This is a genomic window from Lentzea sp. NPDC054927, from assembly GCF_053610285.1.
In genome coordinates, this window is the sequence record NZ_JBSGXZ010000040.1 from 56,108 (window position 1) to 70,411 (window position 14,304).

The following is a 14,304-nucleotide window of genomic DNA, read 5'->3' on the forward strand; positions in this document are numbered from 1 at the left end:
TCTGGCTGCTGTGACCAGTAGCGAGCATGAGGGACCGGGGTTCGCGTTGGTGGACCCCGTGCTCACTCAGGTAGTCCAGGACGGCCTGGCCGAGGTGGAGCGCAACCTGCACGACGTCGTGCAGAGCGAGTTCTACCCGGTCACGGAAACCTCGCTTCATCTCGTGGAGGCGGGCGGAAAGCGGATCCGCCCGCTCTTCACACTCCTCGCATCGCAGTTCGGCGCTGATTGGGACCGGGACAAGGTCATCAAGGCGGCCACTGTGGTCGAGCTCACCCATCTCGCCACGCTCTACCACGACGACGTCATGGACGAGGCGACCATGCGGCGTGGCGCGGTGTCCGCGAACGCCAAGTGGGACAACAGCATCGCGATCCTGACGGGCGACTTCCTGTTCGCCCACGCGTCCCGGCTGACCGCGGACCTGGGGACCGATGCGGCGCGGATCATCGCGGAGACCTTCTCGGTCCTGGTGACCGGTCAGATGCGCGAGACCGTCGGCCCGCAGCCGGGCGAGGACCCGATCTCCCACTACCTCACGGTGATCGAGGAGAAGACCGGCGTCCTGATCGCGACGGCGGCGAGGTTCGGCGGGATGTTCTCCGACGCCACCGACGAGCAGATCGACGCACTGCGCCGGTACGCCGACGTGATCGGTGCCGCGTTCCAGATCTCCGACGACGTCATTGACATCGCGTCCCCGTCGGTCGAGTCCGGCAAGACGCCGGGCACCGACCTGCGCGAGGGCGTGAAGACGCTGCCGATGCTCTACGCGCTGCAGGACTCGTCCGAGACGCGGCTCGCCGAACTGCTGGCGGCTCCGATCACCGAGGACGAGCTCGTGGACGAGGCGCTCACGTTGCTGCGCAAGTCCTCCGGCATGGACAAGGCGCGCGAGACGCTCGACGAGTACGCGGACCGGGCCCGCACGGAGCTGGGCAAGCTGCCGCCGTGTGCCGCGCGGGACGCACTCGAGGAGCTCGCGACCTACGTGGTGGCGCGTTCCCGTTAGGCCGGGAGTTCGACCGGCGTGAGCACCTGCTTGCGCCGGTTCCGCAACGCGTCGAACGTGAAGATCGCCAGCGCCAGCCAGACGAGGGCGAATCCGATCCACCTGCTGGGCGGCATGGGTTCGTGCACCACGAACACGCCCCAGGCGAACTGCAGGATCGGCGCGAGGTACTGCAGCATGCCGATGGTGATCAGCGGGATCCGTTGCGCACCGGCACCGAACAGCACCAGCGGGACCACGGTGACGATGCCGGTGCTGAGGAGCATCAACGTGTGGCCGGTGCCCGCGGCGGTGAAGGTGTTCGCACTGCCGAGCGCGAGCAGGTAGGCCAGCGCGATCGGGGCGAGCACCGCGCTCTCCGCGGTGAGGCTGGTGATGGCGTCCAGCGGCACCTTCTTCTTGAGCAGGCCGTAGACGCCCCACGAACAGGCCAGGACGAGCGAGATCAGCGGCAGCCGGCCGTAGTCGATGGTGAGCACGATCACAGCGATGACGACCACACCGATCGCGATGCTCTGAGCGAGACGCAATCGTTCTTTGAGGAAGATCATGCCGAGTCCCACGCTCACCAACGGCGTGATGAAGTAGCCCAGCGCCGCTTCGACGACGTGGTGGCTGTTCACGGCGTAGATGTAGGTGCCCCAGTTCACCGTGATCAACACGGCGGCGGCGGTAACGATCAGCCAGCCTTTTCCGGATAATTCCAGGAGAGGACGCCATCGCTTGAGGAACGCGACGGCGACGGCGAGCGTGAGGAACGACCAGACGATCCGGTGTGCGAGCACCTCGATCGGCTGGGCGGGCACGAGGAGTGGCCAGTAGGCGGGGAACAGGCCCCAAAGGACGTAGGCGAGTGCGCCGTACGTGACGCCCCGCCCATGGGTGTGAACTTCTGGCGAACTAGTGGAAGAGGTCGTCAGAGGCGGCACAAAATCCCACTCTACGCTGGCGTTTCCACGGCTTGTTTGCGCTGAACGGCGTAGTGACGGAGCATCAACAAAGGCACTGTAGTTTGGCCGTGCTCACCCTTCCGAGTGAGTGGGGTCGGAGTGTGGTCGTAGAAGGGGCTTACCCGTGAATGTCTTCGGGCAGGTCTGGCTGTGGAGTCTGCTGTCTTTCGTCGCGGGAGCGTTGCTCACGTGGGTGTGGATGGTTCGGCCCGCACGCCAGCGAGTGGCCGAGCTCGAAGATCAACTTCTCGATGCGCGCCGGTCGGCACCCCCGATCGCGACGCAGCTTCGTGACGACGACTTCGAGGTCGACGAGTGGGACGACGCGCCGCCGCGGTCGCTGAGCGACGAGATGCTGGCGCCGCCCGCGCCGGTTCCTGCGCCGACTCCCGCGCCCGCTCCCGCCCCCGCGCCGTACGTGGAGCCGCCCGCCTACTTCGGTGAGCCCGTGCCGACGCCGTCGCTGGCGCCGCTGCCGGTCATCGAGCAGCCGGAGCCCGAGCCCGAACCTGAGCCCGTCGCCGCTCCCGCCGAGGCCGAGTACGACGAAGAGCCGTCCGCCCCGGTCCGCCAGTACATGGAGCCGGACGAGTCCCAGCGCCGCTTCGAGGAGCAGCTGGCCGAGCAGAGGGCGCTGGCAGAGGCCGAGGACGACCGCCCGCGTTCCCTGTTCGAGCGACTCTCTCCCGGTGACGTTCCCCCGGAGTCGCCCGCCGAGCAGACCACGGTGCTGCCGCTGTCCGGTCTCGAGGCCGCCGACTTCGACGACGAGCCCGAGCTCCCCGCCGAGCAGACGTCGTACGTGCCCACCGTCGTGGAGCCGACCGCGGAGGTCGCCCACCCCGCCCCGGAACCGACCGCGGGCCCTGAGATCGACGAGCAGGCCGACGACTTCATCTACCAGCCGCGCGAGGTCTGGGCGGACGAGGAACAGGAAGCGTTCCTCGACGAGGCCGGTGAGCAGGAGGACGAGCCCGCCGGCACCCGGTCCGAGCAGACGACGTTCATCGCGGTCGAGGAGAGCAGCTGGCCCGCCGGCGACCTCACCGGTGAGTTCCCCGGCATGCGCGACGAGCTCTCCGGTCATCTGGACGGGTTCGTCGAGCCGGAGTCGCCCGCCGAGCAGACCGGCCTGATCGAGCCGATCGACCTGGACGCGCCGCACGTGCGCAACGGCGTCTTCGAGACGACGCTGGCCGAAGAGCAGACGTTCACCGAGCCCGAACCCGAGCAGGAATCCGCGCACGCCTACCGCGAGCCGCAGGAGACCGAGCCCGAGCCGGTGGAGGCCGGGCATGCCGTGGTTGGGCAGGCCGAGCACGAGGAGGCCGAGCGGGTCTTCGAGGAGTTCGTCGAGCCCGAGGTCGGTTACGCCGAGGAGTTCAGCAACGGCGGCGCGCCCGCGCCGTTCATGGACGCCGGTGCCCCCGCGCCCGCGCCGTTCTCGGCGTTCGGTGCGCCCGCCGAGGTCGAGCAGATCCCGGAGCGCCGCCCGAACGGCGTCGGTGCCGCCTTCTCCTCCCAGGCCGTCGAGGCCCCCGCAGAGGTCGCTCCCGCACCGGTCGTGGACCACCCGCGGTCGCTGTTCGAACCGCTGCTGGACGCCGACGAGCCGTTGCCCGCGCTCGGTCAGACCCGCACGCTGCCGGAGCCGACCAACGACCAGCCGTTCGTGCCGACGTTCGTGCCGAGCGACGAGCCGCTGCTCGCCGCCCCGCCGGAGCCGGAACCCGAGCCCGAAACCGATCTGCCGCAACGGATCACCGAAGCGGGCCTGCCGGTCCGCGAAGCCCGCCGCACCACCCAGCAACGGCAGCAGACCTTCTCGGCGTTCGCGGCCTTCGAGTCGCCCAAGCCGGAAGCCCCGCCCGCACCCGCACCTGCCGCGGCAATGCCGTCACGGCCGCGCCCGGTCGGCTTCTCGCCGTCCACGGGTGGCCGTCCCAACGGCACGCCCGCCGGCCCGTCCTCGCGGTTCCAGCAGCCGGAGGGCTTCAACCCGCGTTCCCCGTTCGGTCCCGGCTCGGTGCTGCCCAAGTCGGACGGCCTCGCGCCGGCCGCGGACTTCTCGGTGAAGGCGACCCTGACCGGTCGTCGCTACTACACCGAGGGCTCGGCGAACTTCGGCGAGACGCGGGCGGACGTGTGGTTCCGCACCGAGTCCGACGCGGAGAAGGCAGGGTTCCGACCGGCGCCCTGACCGGTCGACAGGCCACATGCGAAAGGCCCGCCAGCAGCGTGCTGGCGGGCCTTTCGCATGTTCTGGGGACTAGCCGACCACGGTCCACGTGTCCTTGCCGTGCAGCAGCTTGCCGAGGTCCGCGGGCTTGGCAGCCTTCGCCTCGGCGACCTGCGCCCGCACGCCGTCGTCGTACGTCGCCCGGTCCGCACGCCGGAACACACCGGTGACGGTGTGCGTGAGGTCCTGCGTCGAAAGCCGCGAGAGCGCGAACGACAGGTTCAGGTCCGACGCGTCGTGGATGACGATGTCGCTCGCGTCCACGTCCGCGGACTTGGCGACCGCGAGCCCGAAGCCCTCGCGCACCACGCAGTACTCGCCCTCACGGCCGAACCGGATCGGCTCGCCGTCGACGACGTTGATGATCCGCCGCTGTGCCTCGTCCGCGTCCTTCAGCACGTCGAACGCGCCGTCGTTGAAGATCGGGCAGTTCTGGTAGATCTCCACGAGCGCCGACCCGCGGTGTTCGGCGGCCTGGCGCAGCACCGAGGTGAGGCCCGCCTTGTCCGAGTCCATCGCCCGGCCCACGAAGGAGGCTTCCGCGCCCAGTGCCAGCGACACCGGGTTGAACGGGTGGTCCACCGAGCCGAGCGGGGTCGACTTGGTGACCTTGCCTTCCTCGGAGGTCGGCGAGTACTGGCCCTTGGTCAGGCCGTAGATCCGGTTGTTGAACAGCAGGATCTTGAGGTTCACGTTGCGCCGCAACGTGTGGATCAGGTGGTTACCGCCGATGGACAGCGCGTCGCCGTCACCGGTCACCACCCACACGCTCAGGTCCGGCCGCGCCACGGCGAGACCCGACGCGATGGCCGGTGCACGCCCGTGGATGGAGTGCATGCCGTAGGTGTTCATGTAGTACGGGAACCGGGACGAGCACCCGATGCCCGAGACGAACACGATGTTCTCGCGCTTGAGACCCAGCGACGGCAGGAACGACTGCATGGTGTTGAGCACGATGTAGTCGCCGCAGCCGGGACACCAGCGGACTTCCTGGTCGGACTTGTAGTCCCTGGCCGTCTGCTTCTCGTCGGTGGTGGGAACCCCGGTCAGGCCGGGGAGCCCGATGTCGATGGCAGTCACGCCGACACCCCCTTGATCACGTCAGCGAGCACGTCCTGCAGCTCTTCCGCCTTGAACGGCAGGCCCTGCACCTTGGTGTACGACACGGCGTCCACCAGATACTTCCCCCTCAACAGCAACGCCAGCTGTCCCAGGTTCATTTCCGGCACGATGACCTTTTCGTACGACTTCAGCACGTCGCCCAGGTTCTTCGGGAACGGGTTGAGGTGCCGCAGGTGCACGTGCGCGACCGGCATGCCCAGCTTGCGGACTCGCCGTGCCGCCGCGCCGATCGGGCCGTACGAGGAACCCCAGCCGACGACGAGGACCTTCGCCTCGCCGCTCGGGTCGTCGACCACGACGTCCGGTACCTCGATGCCGTCGATCTTGGCCTGGCGCAGGCGCACCATCCGGTCGTGGTTCTCCGGGTCGTACGAGATGTTGCCGGTGATGTCCTGCTTCTCCAGACCGCCGATGCGGTGCTGCAGACCAGGAGTGCCGGGCACCGCCCACGGACGGGCCAGCGTCTCCGGATCACGGGAGTACGGCTGGAAGTTCTCCGGGTCCGTCGCGAACTCGACGGTCAGGTCGGGCAGCGTGTCGACGTCCGGGATCAGCCACGGCTCGGAGCCGTTCGCGATCGCGCCGTCGGACAGGAACAGCACCGGCGTGCGGTACTTCAGCGCGATCCTGGTCGCGTCGACCACGGCGTCGAAGCAGTCCGATGGGGACTGCGGCGCCACGATCGGCACCGGCGACTCGCCGTTGCGGCCGAACATCGCCTGCAGCAGGTCGGCCTGCTCGGTCTTCGTCGGCAGACCGGTGGACGGGCCACCGCGCTGCACGTCGATCACCAGCAGCGGCAGTTCGGTCATCACGCCGAGGCCGATGGTCTCGGACTTCAGAGCGATACCGGGACCGGATGTCGACGTCACACCGATCGCGCCGCCGTAGGACGCGCCGAGGGCGATGCCGATGCCCGCGATCTCGTCCTCCGCCTGCACGGTCGTGATGTCGAAGTTCTTGTGCTTGCTCAGTTCGTGCAGGATGTCCGACGCCGGCGTGATCGGGTACGTGCCGAGCACGACGGGCAGCTTCGAGAGCTGGGCCGCCGCGACGATGCCGTACGCCGTCGCCGTGTTGCCGGTGATCTGGCGGTACGTGCCGACGTTCAGCTTCGCCGGCGCCACCTCGTACGTGACCGCGAAGGCTTCCGTGGTCTCGCCGTAGTAGTAGCCGGCGCGGAACGCCAGGACGTTGGCCTCGGCGATGTCCGGCTTCTTCGCGAACTTCTCGCGCAGGAACCGTTCCGTGCCTTCGGTGGGCCGGTGGTACATCCACGACAGAAGGCCGAGCGCGAACATGTTCTTCGCGCGTTCCGCGTCCTTCTTGCCGAGCCCGGTCTCCTCGAGCGCGCCGATGGTCATCGTCGCCATGGCGACCTTGTGCACCTGGAACTTCTCGAGGGAGTCGTCCTCGAGCGGGTTCGAGTCGTACCCGACCTTCGTCAGGTTCCGCTTGGTGAACTCGTCGGTGTTGACGATGAGGATGCCGCCGTCCGGCAGGTCGACGACGTTCGCCTTGAGCGCGGCGGGGTTCATCGCGACGAGAACGTCGGGACGGTCGCCGGGCGTCAGGATGTCGTAGTCGGCGAAGTGCAGCTGGAACGACGACACACCGGGCAGCGTGCCCTGTGGTGCGCGGATCTCGGCGGGAAAGTTGGGCTGCGTGGCGAGGTCGTTGCCGAACGCCGCCGCTTCCGACGTGAACCGGTCTCCGGTGAGCTGCATGCCGTCACCGGAGTCGCCGGCGAAGCGGATCACAACGCGATCCAGCTTGCGAGTCTCAGTGCTCATTCCTACGCCGATACCTCTCTCCAAGGGTGGCCGTGCCCCACCACGAGGGTAGTCGCCGGGACCGCCTGCGAGACGGGCCGTGTACCACCAGGCGAGACGAACTGTCCCATCTGCCGCACCGGGTCCTTAACTAGACGGTAAGCACAGCACTACCAGCGGATACCCGAATGCGGCAGACGTCACCCTCGATACCTGTTACCAAAGGTAACACTTAACGTCCGCTGATCCGAGCCTTCATCGCGGCAAGCCTCGCAGCGAACTCTGGAGTGTCGATCGAAGCGACCTGTGGCCGCAGCTCCGTCTCGACCGCCTCCGCGTGGTCGTCGAGAACATCGGTCAGCCGCATCGTCGCCTTGATGGTCCGCACGAGTTCGCCTGGAGCATCGGCGGAGTGTTTTGCCAGCTCTTTCGCTACTGCCAGTGGGTCTTCGGCCTTCGCGTAGGCCAGCCCTTTCGCCACGGCCTGGTCGGCGTCGAGGATCTGTCCGAAGAGCGTCATCGCCGTGGCGGTCTGCTTGTCGGTGATCCTCTGCAGCATCCACGTCATGCCACCGCCGGGGTGGATGCCGAGCTGCAGGAACCGGGCGTCGAACCGCGCCTTGGGCCCCGCGATCCGGACGTCGGCCGCCAGCGCGAGGTTGAGCCCGGCGCCGACCGCCGCGCCGTTGACCGCGGCGATCGTCGGGATGGTGGCGTTGGCCACGGCGAGAAAGCCCCGGTAGATCTGCTTGAGGCCTTCGTCCTTGGAGTTGCCGAGCTGCGTGAGGTCCGCGCCGGCGCAGAACGCGGGCGGCGCACCCGTGATGATCAGCGCGTTGGCTGTCTGCTCTCCTTCTTCGACCTTGTCCGCGAGTTCCCGGGACAGGTCGATCGTGAGGGCGTTGCGCCGGTCCGGATCGTTGATCGTGATCACGGCGACGGAATCGTTGTGCTCCAGCAGAACCTCGGCCATGCCCCGGACTCTAGGGCGCGAGCGGCCGGTCCAGGAGCCGGGACAGCACGACCGTCGACACGGTCCGATCGATGATCTCCACGGCCCGCAGCCGCTCCAGCGCCGTCTCCAGGTGATGGATGTCGGCAGCCCTGAGGTGCACGATCGCGTCCGCCGCTCCAGACACCGTGTAAGCAGCACTGACCTCGGCCATTGGCTCCAGCCGGTGCTGGATGTCGTGCGGCGCGACGTTGCCCTTGCAGTGCACCTCGACGAACGCCTCGGTGCCCCACCCGAGCGCCTCCGGGTCCACCACCGCCGTGAACCCCCGCAACACCCCGTTGTCCAGCAGTTTGTCCACCCGCCGCTTCACCGCGGGAGCGCTCAGCCCCACCTCTTTCCCGATCTCCGCGTAGCTGGACCGTGCGTTGGCCATGAGGCACGAAATGATTCGCTGGTCGATGCTGTCCACACGCAACATTCTGCCCTAGTTAACGCAATGTCGCGGCGTTGTTCGATGGTCCAACGGCCCTTTACATTTCGATCCATGACCGTATCCATCTCCGGGCCCGGCGAGCCGATCACGCTCGACATCGCCACGCCCCTCGCGCCGACGCGCATGCCGACGACCCGTCGGTACCTCATGTGCCCGCCGACGTACTTCACGGTGGAGTACGCCATCAACCCGTGGATGGATCCGACCCGGCCCACCAGCACCTCGCTGGCAGTGGAGCAGTGGACGGCCCTGAAGGAGACCTACGAGCGCCTGGGCCACGAGGTCAACGTCATCGACCCGGTGGCCGGCCTCCCCGACATGGTCTTCTCCGCCAACAGCGGCACCGTCATCGACGGCCGCGTCCTAGGCTCCCGCTTCCGCGCCCCCCAACGCTCAGCCGAAGCCGACCACTTCCGCCGCTGGTTCCTGGCCTCCGGCTACAAGTCCGTGGTCATGCCCACCGCCGTGAACGAGGCCGAGGGCGACTTCACCTGGACCGGCTCCCTGCTGCTCGCCGGCACCGGCTTCCGCACCGACCCAGGCGCCCACTCCGAGGCCCAAGAAGTCCTCGGCGTGCCCGTGGTGTCACTGCAACTGGTCGACCCGCGCTTCTACCACCTGGACGTCGCCCTGTTCATGCTCGACGACCAGTCCCCGACCCCCCTGGTCGCCTACTACCCGGAGGCGTTCTCGCCGGGCTCGCAGGCCGTTCTTCGCCGGCTCTTCCCGGACGCCGTGATCGCCAACGACGACGACGCGGTCTGCCTCGGCCTCAACGCCGTGTCCGACGGCAAGCACGTCGTCATGCCGGTAGAAGCCACACACCTGGCCGAGCAGGTGGCGCGGCGCGGGTTCGAGCCCGTGTTCGTGGACATCTCGGAACTGCGCAAGTCGGGCGGCGGCCCGAAGTGCTGCACGATGGAACTGCGCGGCTAGACCTCGCCCACGCAGTCTGCGATCTGCGCTGGCTGAAGGTCCGAAACGGGCCTTCACCAGCGCAGATTTCGTCGCTACCGCCGCGCCGTCGCCACGACGGCGGTGGAGGAGATGTACGCCTGCGCGGGATCGGTCGGGACGAAGAGCGTTTCGAGGCCGCTCAGGTGACGGTTCATCTGAGCCATCGGCAACTCGCGCTCCAGGTCGGCTCCAGTGCGCACGCCGCGCACGATCACGTCGACCCCCGCCCCGCGGCAGTAGTCGACCAGTAGCCGGCCCGCACTGGAGTCCACCGTGAGGTTGGCCAGGTCGCTGGTCATGTCCGCCAGCAAGGCCAGTCGTTCGGCGAGGGGGAGCCGGCCGGTCTTCATCGGGTTGGTCAGCACGCACATGACGACCTCGTCGAACATGCCCGCGGCCCGACGCGCCACGGCGAGGTGTCCCTGCGTGGCCGGGTCGAAGGAGCCGGGGAAGACGGCGCGCATGGCTTGCGATGCTAGCGATCGGTGGTCAGTGGCAGGCCCTGGATCAGACTTGCATCCTGTACCGGGGTACGGGTTTACCGTCGGAACATGGCCACCACGGAGACCGACAGGGGCCAGGCCTGGGCGCCGCAGGCCTGCACCCTCCCGACCGCTCAGCAGCCGCTGCGGATCGCCGAGTTCGACGCCCTCTTCACGGCAGCTCTGACCGACGTGCAGCGGGCGGACGGAACGCACTTGCGGCTGACGCTCAAGGCCGGCGCGGAGGTGGAGGCGACCGCACGGGATCTCACCGCGAGGGAAAGCCAGTGCTGTTCGTTCTTCGTCTTCACGTTCGTTCACGCTGAGCAGGCGCTTCACCTCGATGTCGAGGTTCCTCCCGCCCACACGGACGTGCTTGACGGCCTCGAACCCCGCGCGTCAGGAGTAGGCAGATGACGGACCTGCTGCGCACGGGCCAGGTCGCCGAGGCGGCCGGGGTGAACATCCAGACCCTGCGCTACTACGAGCGCCGCGGCCTGCTGGCCGAACCGGAGCGCTCGCTGGGCGGCCACCGGATGTACCCGGCAGAAGCCGTGACGACGCTGCGGGTGATCAAGGCTGCCCAACGACTCGGCTTCACCCTCGAGGAGGTCGCCGACCTGCTCGATGCCGGCCGTCATCGGCATGGAGCCGCTGACTTCGGACTGCAATCTCGCGCCCGCGCCAAGCTCGAAGAAGTGGAGGCGCGCATCTCCGACCTCAACACCATCCGCACGTCGCTGCTCGACGCACTGGACGCCGGCTGCGACGACCTCGTGGCGTGTGCGGCCAGCTCGTGTTGCCCACTGCCGTTCGCCGAACTGGCCGACCCCCATGGAGAGCGTCGATGACCGCGCACCAGTCGAGCGAACCCACTACGGCTCCGCCGCGCAGCAGCAAGGCCATCGGCGGGTTCGCCGTCGCGGCATGTGCGGACGGCAACTGCTCCTGCTGAGCCGTGTCCTGCCCCGCCGGGTCCTCGAGCGTCCAGTCCAGGTAGCGCTACCCACGGAAGAACGGGCAGGCGTCACCGACGCCTCCGAAGGCCTAGCCTCGGGGGAGTGCCCAACATCCTTTCGATCGGCTTCGATCCGTACACCATCCCCGGCTTCGACCCGGCTCCCGTGGCCGCCGGCATCGAGCAAGGCAGCAAGGCGTTCGCCGAGCTGGGCCTGAACCAGGAACTGCTCCTCATCGACTTCGCCGAACTGGACGGCCGCGCCCAGGCCAAGATCGTCGAGCAGCTGAAGCTGAAGCAGTACGACGCCGTGCTGGTCGGCGGTGGCATCCGCAAGGGGCCGGGGCTGCTCGAGCTCTTCCAGACCGTGGTCAACCTGGTGCACTGGCACCAGCCGGACGCCGCGATCGCGTTCAACGAGAGCCCCGGCGACAGCCCTGACTGGGTGCTCAAGGCGCTGGAGCAGCGGCGCCGTCGTTAGAACAGCGTCCGCCAGGCCCACCAGGCGAGCAGCCCGACGGCGAACAGCAGGCCCAGCGCGGCCCACCAGAGCAGCACTTCGCCCAGTTCGGTGCCCCACCACTTGAGTCCTCGCCAGAAACGCCGTGGGACAGCGGTCAGCCAGGCGAAGAAGCGCTTCTGCCACCAGGGCCGCGCTGCCTCGAGCCGTGCCTCGCGCACGGCTCGGCGCGCGGCCTCACGATCGTGGTCCCCCATGAGATTCATAGTGCCGTGAACCGCTGAAGCGCTCTCTCCGTACCCCTCTTCAGAACGGCAGAAGACGCTGTCCAGCGATCAAGTCCGCGCAGGTCAGCCCCACACACCCCAACAACACTACGAAGCGTGATCGCATCACTCGATCGCGTGGTCGTGGACGTAACCCATAACGAGAGCCGGGCTCACACCGAACTAACAGACAGCTCCGCCAGTTCGTCAGGAGGCAACGATGAACTTAAACAGGATGCAAGCGGCTCGCTGACTGTCTGTCAGCAACGGATAGCCCGACTCATCGGAAACGTGACGAGAGTCACCCAACGGGCGCTCAAGCTTGCCTGCGCTCGTGACGCGAGGTTACGTTCTCGCCCGCCGATAACGGTTTGGTCACCGGCAGGACACAGGAACCACAGCACCAAGGGTCCAAAGTCCCCCAGGAATCCCCCGCCCGGGTTTGCCGGAGACCAAGCTCCCCGACGCAGGAGGCTCCCCCTTGGCCCGGCACAGCAAGGCCGCCGGCCGAACCGTGTACACGGTCGTGCCCACAGCTGAAGTGAAACCCGGCGCACATCGCGTCGAGGACGACAAGGTTCCGCTCGCCCACCGCGTGAGCGCCATCGTCGTCGCAGCAGGTGTCGCCGCCGGCACCGCCGCCATCGCCAACGCCGCGACCAGCGGGTCCTCGACGGAACTGGCCGCAGGTGCGGCCGAGCTGGGTGCCATTCCCGACCAGCAGGTGAAGTCGATCCAGACGATCCACGACGTCAACCCCGGTGGTGAGGTCGGTCGTCTGCTGCAGTTCCAGCAGATGTACGCCATGCAGACCTTCGAGCAGGCCACGAAGGTCGCCGCGGACGCGCACGCTCAGCGCGAGGCGGCCGCCAAGGCCGAGGCCGAGCGTCAGATCGAGATGCGCAAGCCGGCCAAGCAGCGCGAGGTCGAGGGCTGGATCAAGGAAGCCATCAAGGTCCTGCAGGCCAACGGCACGAACATCGACAACGGCAGCGTCGATGAGATCTACACGATCATCATGAAGGAGTCGAACGGCAACCCCAACGCCGTGAACAACTGGGACTCCAACGCGATGCGCGGCACGCCGTCCAAGGGCCTCATGCAGTGCATCGACCCGACGTTCCGGGCCTACAAGCTGGCCGGTTACGACAACATCCTCGCGCCGGTAGACAACATCATCGCGGGCGTTCGCTACACCTACGCCCGCTACGGCGGCTTCAACAACCACCCAGGGTTGGTTTCCATGAACCTGGGTGGCGGGTACCGGGGGTACTAAAGGGGCCAATCGCGCCGTGTCGGGGTGCGTGAAACGTATCGACGAGCGATGCTGTCAATCAGGTTCACCCACAAGCATGGCGGCCCTAGCGGGCACACGCCCGGTAGTGCTCCCATCGAAGCGATCCCCGAACGCAGGGAGTGGCCGATGAACGAGCAACAGGCACGCGACGACGAGCTGGCGAAGGTCCGCTCGGAGGCGACGAACTGGCTGGCCAAGATGGCCAAAGCCCAGCAGCGTCCCAAAGTCGAACAGCGGAGGCCTGAGCACGACGCCATGACACCCGCGAAGAAGTAGCAGGAAACATCGGAAGCGCCTCGGCTACGGCCGGGGCGCTTCTGCTTTGAAGGCCGACCACAGCAGGTTCAGCGGGTGATCCGCCGGATGCTTCGACAGCTCGTCCGTTCGGGCGAAAACGCCCACAAGCCGCTCCATCGAGTCATCTGCGAGCTCGACGACCCGGAGGCCGCCTCCCTCCCGGAGCTCGTTGTTCGACGCCACCACGCCCAAACCAGACGTCACGATCATGGCTCCCTGGACGAGGTTCGAGCGCAGCAGCGAGATGCCGTACTGGATCTCGTCGATCTCGGCCGCGATGTCGAGCCCCTGGCGGTAGTCCGGCCCGAACCAGCCCCGCAGGAACTCGGCGATCAGCCCCGCCCCCGGCACGACCAACGGGACCGATCTCAGCTGAGGTACCCGCACGCGGTCGCCGACAACCGTCTCCGGCAGATTCGTCAGCAACGCCAGCCCGCCGCGGCGCCACTCGATCACGTCGAACTCGGGCCGCTCCCAGTCCGCGCCGGCCCGCGTCACGACGCTGCCGCACACGATGTCGACCTCCTGCGTCTCGAGCTTCGTCCAGATGTCCTTGGTGCGGATGTGCACGACCTTGAGGTCCACGTCGCGCTCGCGGAACTCGTCCGCGACGTGGTGCCACGCCTTCGCGAGCGTGTCGAGCATGTATCGCGTCGTGCCGACGGTGACGGTCGTGCCGAGCTTGCGGCGGCACTCGTGAATTCCGTCGAGCCACTCCGCGAGGGTGTCCCGTGCCAATTCGACGAGCGACTCACCAGTCGGCGTGAACAGCACGTCTCTTCCGCGTCCCTGCTTCACCACGAGCGGTTCGCCGCACAGTTGCTGGAAGTTCCTGTTCAACGTGTCCAGCTGCTTCTGCACGCTTGATTGCTCGCGTCCCAACGCCCTCGCCGCCCGCAGCGCCGACCGGGTCTCGTGCACCGTCAGCAACGTCCTGAGCTGGTCCATCGTGGTGTCCAGCAGGGCAGGAGGCATGTTCAGCAGGCGGTGCAGGGTGGTGCTCGTGGGGAGCACCAACTGGGACGAGCCGGACATCGAGACCCT

At 67.7% G+C, this 14,304-nt stretch carries 15 protein-coding genes and 1 pseudogene; 8 read left to right on the forward strand and 8 right to left on the reverse strand.

The window, feature by feature from the left end:
- Positions 1-46: 46 nt before the first annotated feature.
- Entirely contained in the window at positions 47-1,012 is a 966-nt protein-coding gene (locus ACWGE0_RS36140; protein ID WP_452265423.1) for a polyprenyl synthetase family protein, read from the forward strand.
- Here the strand turns inward: ACWGE0_RS36140 and rarD are convergent.
- Positions 1,009-1,941 (reverse strand): EamA family transporter RarD, encoded by a 933-nt coding sequence (gene rarD / locus ACWGE0_RS36145; protein WP_452265387.1) that lies wholly within the window; start codon positions 1,939-1,941, stop codon positions 1,009-1,011. The two genes, ACWGE0_RS36140 and rarD, sit on opposite strands and share 4 nt — an antisense overlap.
- A 145-nt stretch (positions 1,942-2,086) precedes the next feature.
- On the opposite strand from rarD, the gene ACWGE0_RS36150 reads away from it, so the two are divergent.
- The gene (locus tag ACWGE0_RS36150; protein WP_452265388.1) at positions 2,087-4,162 is read left to right on the forward strand and encodes a sunset domain-containing protein; all 2,076 of its coding nucleotides are present in this window, start codon (positions 2,087-2,089) and stop codon (positions 4,160-4,162) included.
- A 69-nt stretch (positions 4,163-4,231) separates the two neighbouring features.
- Here the strand turns inward: ACWGE0_RS36150 and ACWGE0_RS36155 are convergent, their stop codons facing one another.
- The 4 genes from ACWGE0_RS36155 to ACWGE0_RS36170 all read right to left on the reverse strand — a co-directional run bounded on the left by ACWGE0_RS36155 (position 4,232) and on the right by ACWGE0_RS36170 (position 8,519).
- Positions 4,232-5,281, reverse strand: a complete 1,050-nt coding sequence (locus ACWGE0_RS36155; RefSeq protein ID WP_452265389.1) for a 2-oxoacid:ferredoxin oxidoreductase subunit beta — start codon at positions 5,279-5,281, stop codon at positions 4,232-4,234.
- Complete coding sequence (locus ACWGE0_RS36160; RefSeq protein WP_452265390.1) at positions 5,278-7,116, reverse strand: 2-oxoacid:acceptor oxidoreductase subunit alpha; 1,839 nt, start codon at positions 7,114-7,116, stop codon at positions 5,278-5,280. Before ACWGE0_RS36160 ends, ACWGE0_RS36155 begins: the two co-directional genes overlap by 4 nt.
- 211 nt (positions 7,117-7,327) lie before the next feature.
- Positions 7,328-8,068: an enoyl-CoA hydratase gene (locus ACWGE0_RS36165; protein WP_452265391.1), complete on the reverse strand. Its 741-nt coding sequence runs from the start codon at positions 8,066-8,068 to the stop codon at positions 7,328-7,330.
- Between the two features lie 10 nt (positions 8,069-8,078).
- Entirely contained in the window at positions 8,079-8,519 is a 441-nt protein-coding gene (locus ACWGE0_RS36170) for an Lrp/AsnC family transcriptional regulator (RefSeq protein WP_109628898.1), read from the reverse strand.
- 147 nt (positions 8,520-8,666) lie between these two features.
- Here ACWGE0_RS36170 and ddaH point away from each other — a divergent pair, with 147 nt between their 5' ends.
- Positions 8,667-9,479: a dimethylargininase gene (ddaH, locus tag ACWGE0_RS36175; protein WP_452265424.1), complete on the forward strand. Its 813-nt coding sequence runs from the start codon at positions 8,667-8,669 to the stop codon at positions 9,477-9,479.
- A 74-nt stretch (positions 9,480-9,553) separates the two neighbouring features.
- Here ddaH and coaD read toward each other — a convergent pair whose 3' ends face one another.
- Positions 9,554-9,964 (reverse strand): pantetheine-phosphate adenylyltransferase, encoded by a 411-nt coding sequence (gene coaD / locus ACWGE0_RS36180; RefSeq protein ID WP_452265392.1) that lies wholly within the window; start codon positions 9,962-9,964, stop codon positions 9,554-9,556.
- Between the two features lie 87 nt (positions 9,965-10,051).
- Here coaD and ACWGE0_RS36185 point away from each other — a divergent pair, with 87 nt between their 5' ends.
- The 3 genes from ACWGE0_RS36185 to ACWGE0_RS36195 all read left to right on the forward strand — a co-directional run bounded on the left by ACWGE0_RS36185 (position 10,052) and on the right by ACWGE0_RS36195 (position 11,421).
- Positions 10,052-10,399 carry a hypothetical protein gene (locus tag ACWGE0_RS36185; RefSeq protein WP_452265393.1) on the forward strand — a complete coding sequence of 116 codons (348 nt, stop codon included), beginning with the start codon at positions 10,052-10,054 and terminating at the stop codon, positions 10,397-10,399.
- A complete protein-coding gene (locus ACWGE0_RS36190; RefSeq protein ID WP_452265394.1) occupies positions 10,396-10,833 on the forward strand; it encodes a MerR family transcriptional regulator in 438 nt (145 codons plus the stop codon). The genes ACWGE0_RS36185 and ACWGE0_RS36190 overlap by 4 nt, the downstream gene beginning before the upstream one ends.
- Positions 10,834-11,043: 210 nt before the next feature.
- Positions 11,044-11,421, forward strand: a complete 378-nt coding sequence (locus ACWGE0_RS36195) for a hypothetical protein (protein WP_452265395.1) — start codon at positions 11,044-11,046, stop codon at positions 11,419-11,421.
- Here the strand turns inward: ACWGE0_RS36195 and ACWGE0_RS36200 are convergent.
- Positions 11,418-11,657 (reverse strand): hypothetical protein, encoded by a 240-nt coding sequence (locus ACWGE0_RS36200; RefSeq protein ID WP_452265396.1) that lies wholly within the window; start codon positions 11,655-11,657, stop codon positions 11,418-11,420. The two genes, ACWGE0_RS36195 and ACWGE0_RS36200, sit on opposite strands and share 4 nt — an antisense overlap.
- A 934-nt stretch (positions 11,658-12,591) precedes the next feature.
- On the opposite strand from ACWGE0_RS36200, the pseudogene ACWGE0_RS36205 reads away from it, so the two are divergent.
- Both ACWGE0_RS36205 and ACWGE0_RS36210 read left to right on the forward strand, forming a co-directional pair.
- Positions 12,592-12,942 (forward strand): annotated as a pseudogene (locus ACWGE0_RS36205) (transglycosylase SLT domain-containing protein); the annotation flags it as partial.
- Between the two features lie 147 nt (positions 12,943-13,089).
- Positions 13,090-13,239, forward strand: coding sequence for a hypothetical protein (locus ACWGE0_RS36210; RefSeq protein ID WP_319971336.1), 150 nt, complete (start codon positions 13,090-13,092; stop codon positions 13,237-13,239).
- Positions 13,240-13,263: 24 nt separating this feature from the next.
- Here ACWGE0_RS36210 and ACWGE0_RS36215 read toward each other — a convergent pair whose 3' ends face one another.
- On the reverse strand, positions 13,264-14,295 hold the full coding sequence (locus ACWGE0_RS36215; protein ID WP_452265397.1) for a LysR family transcriptional regulator: 1,032 nt from the start codon (positions 14,293-14,295) through the stop codon (positions 13,264-13,266).
- Positions 14,296-14,304: the final 9 nt, after the last annotated feature.

Excerpts from the sequence above, each read along its gene's own strand:
- ACWGE0_RS36185 (WP_452265393.1), top strand. The coding sequence starts at position 10,052 with ATGGCCACCACGGAGACCGACAGGGGCCAGGCCTGGGCGCCGCAGGCC.
- ACWGE0_RS36160 (WP_452265390.1), bottom strand. The coding sequence starts at position 7,116 with ATGAGCACTGAGACTCGCAAGCTGGATCGCGTTGTGATCCGCTTCGCC.
- ACWGE0_RS36200 (WP_452265396.1), bottom strand. The coding sequence starts at position 11,657 with ATGGGGGACCACGATCGTGAGGCCGCGCGCCGAGCCGTGCGCGAGGCA.
- ACWGE0_RS36210 (WP_319971336.1), top strand. The coding sequence starts at position 13,090 with ATGAACGAGCAACAGGCACGCGACGACGAGCTGGCGAAGGTCCGCTCG.
- ACWGE0_RS36215 (WP_452265397.1), bottom strand. The coding sequence starts at position 14,295 with ATGTCCGGCTCGTCCCAGTTGGTGCTCCCCACGAGCACCACCCTGCAC.
- ACWGE0_RS36165 (WP_452265391.1), bottom strand. The coding sequence starts at position 8,068 with ATGGCCGAGGTTCTGCTGGAGCACAACGATTCCGTCGCCGTGATCACG.
- coaD (WP_452265392.1), bottom strand. The coding sequence starts at position 9,964 with ATGCGCGCCGTCTTCCCCGGCTCCTTCGACCCGGCCACGCAGGGACAC.
- ACWGE0_RS36190 (WP_452265394.1), top strand. The coding sequence starts at position 10,396 with ATGACGGACCTGCTGCGCACGGGCCAGGTCGCCGAGGCGGCCGGGGTG.
- ddaH (WP_452265424.1), top strand. The coding sequence starts at position 8,667 with ATGCCGACGACCCGTCGGTACCTCATGTGCCCGCCGACGTACTTCACG.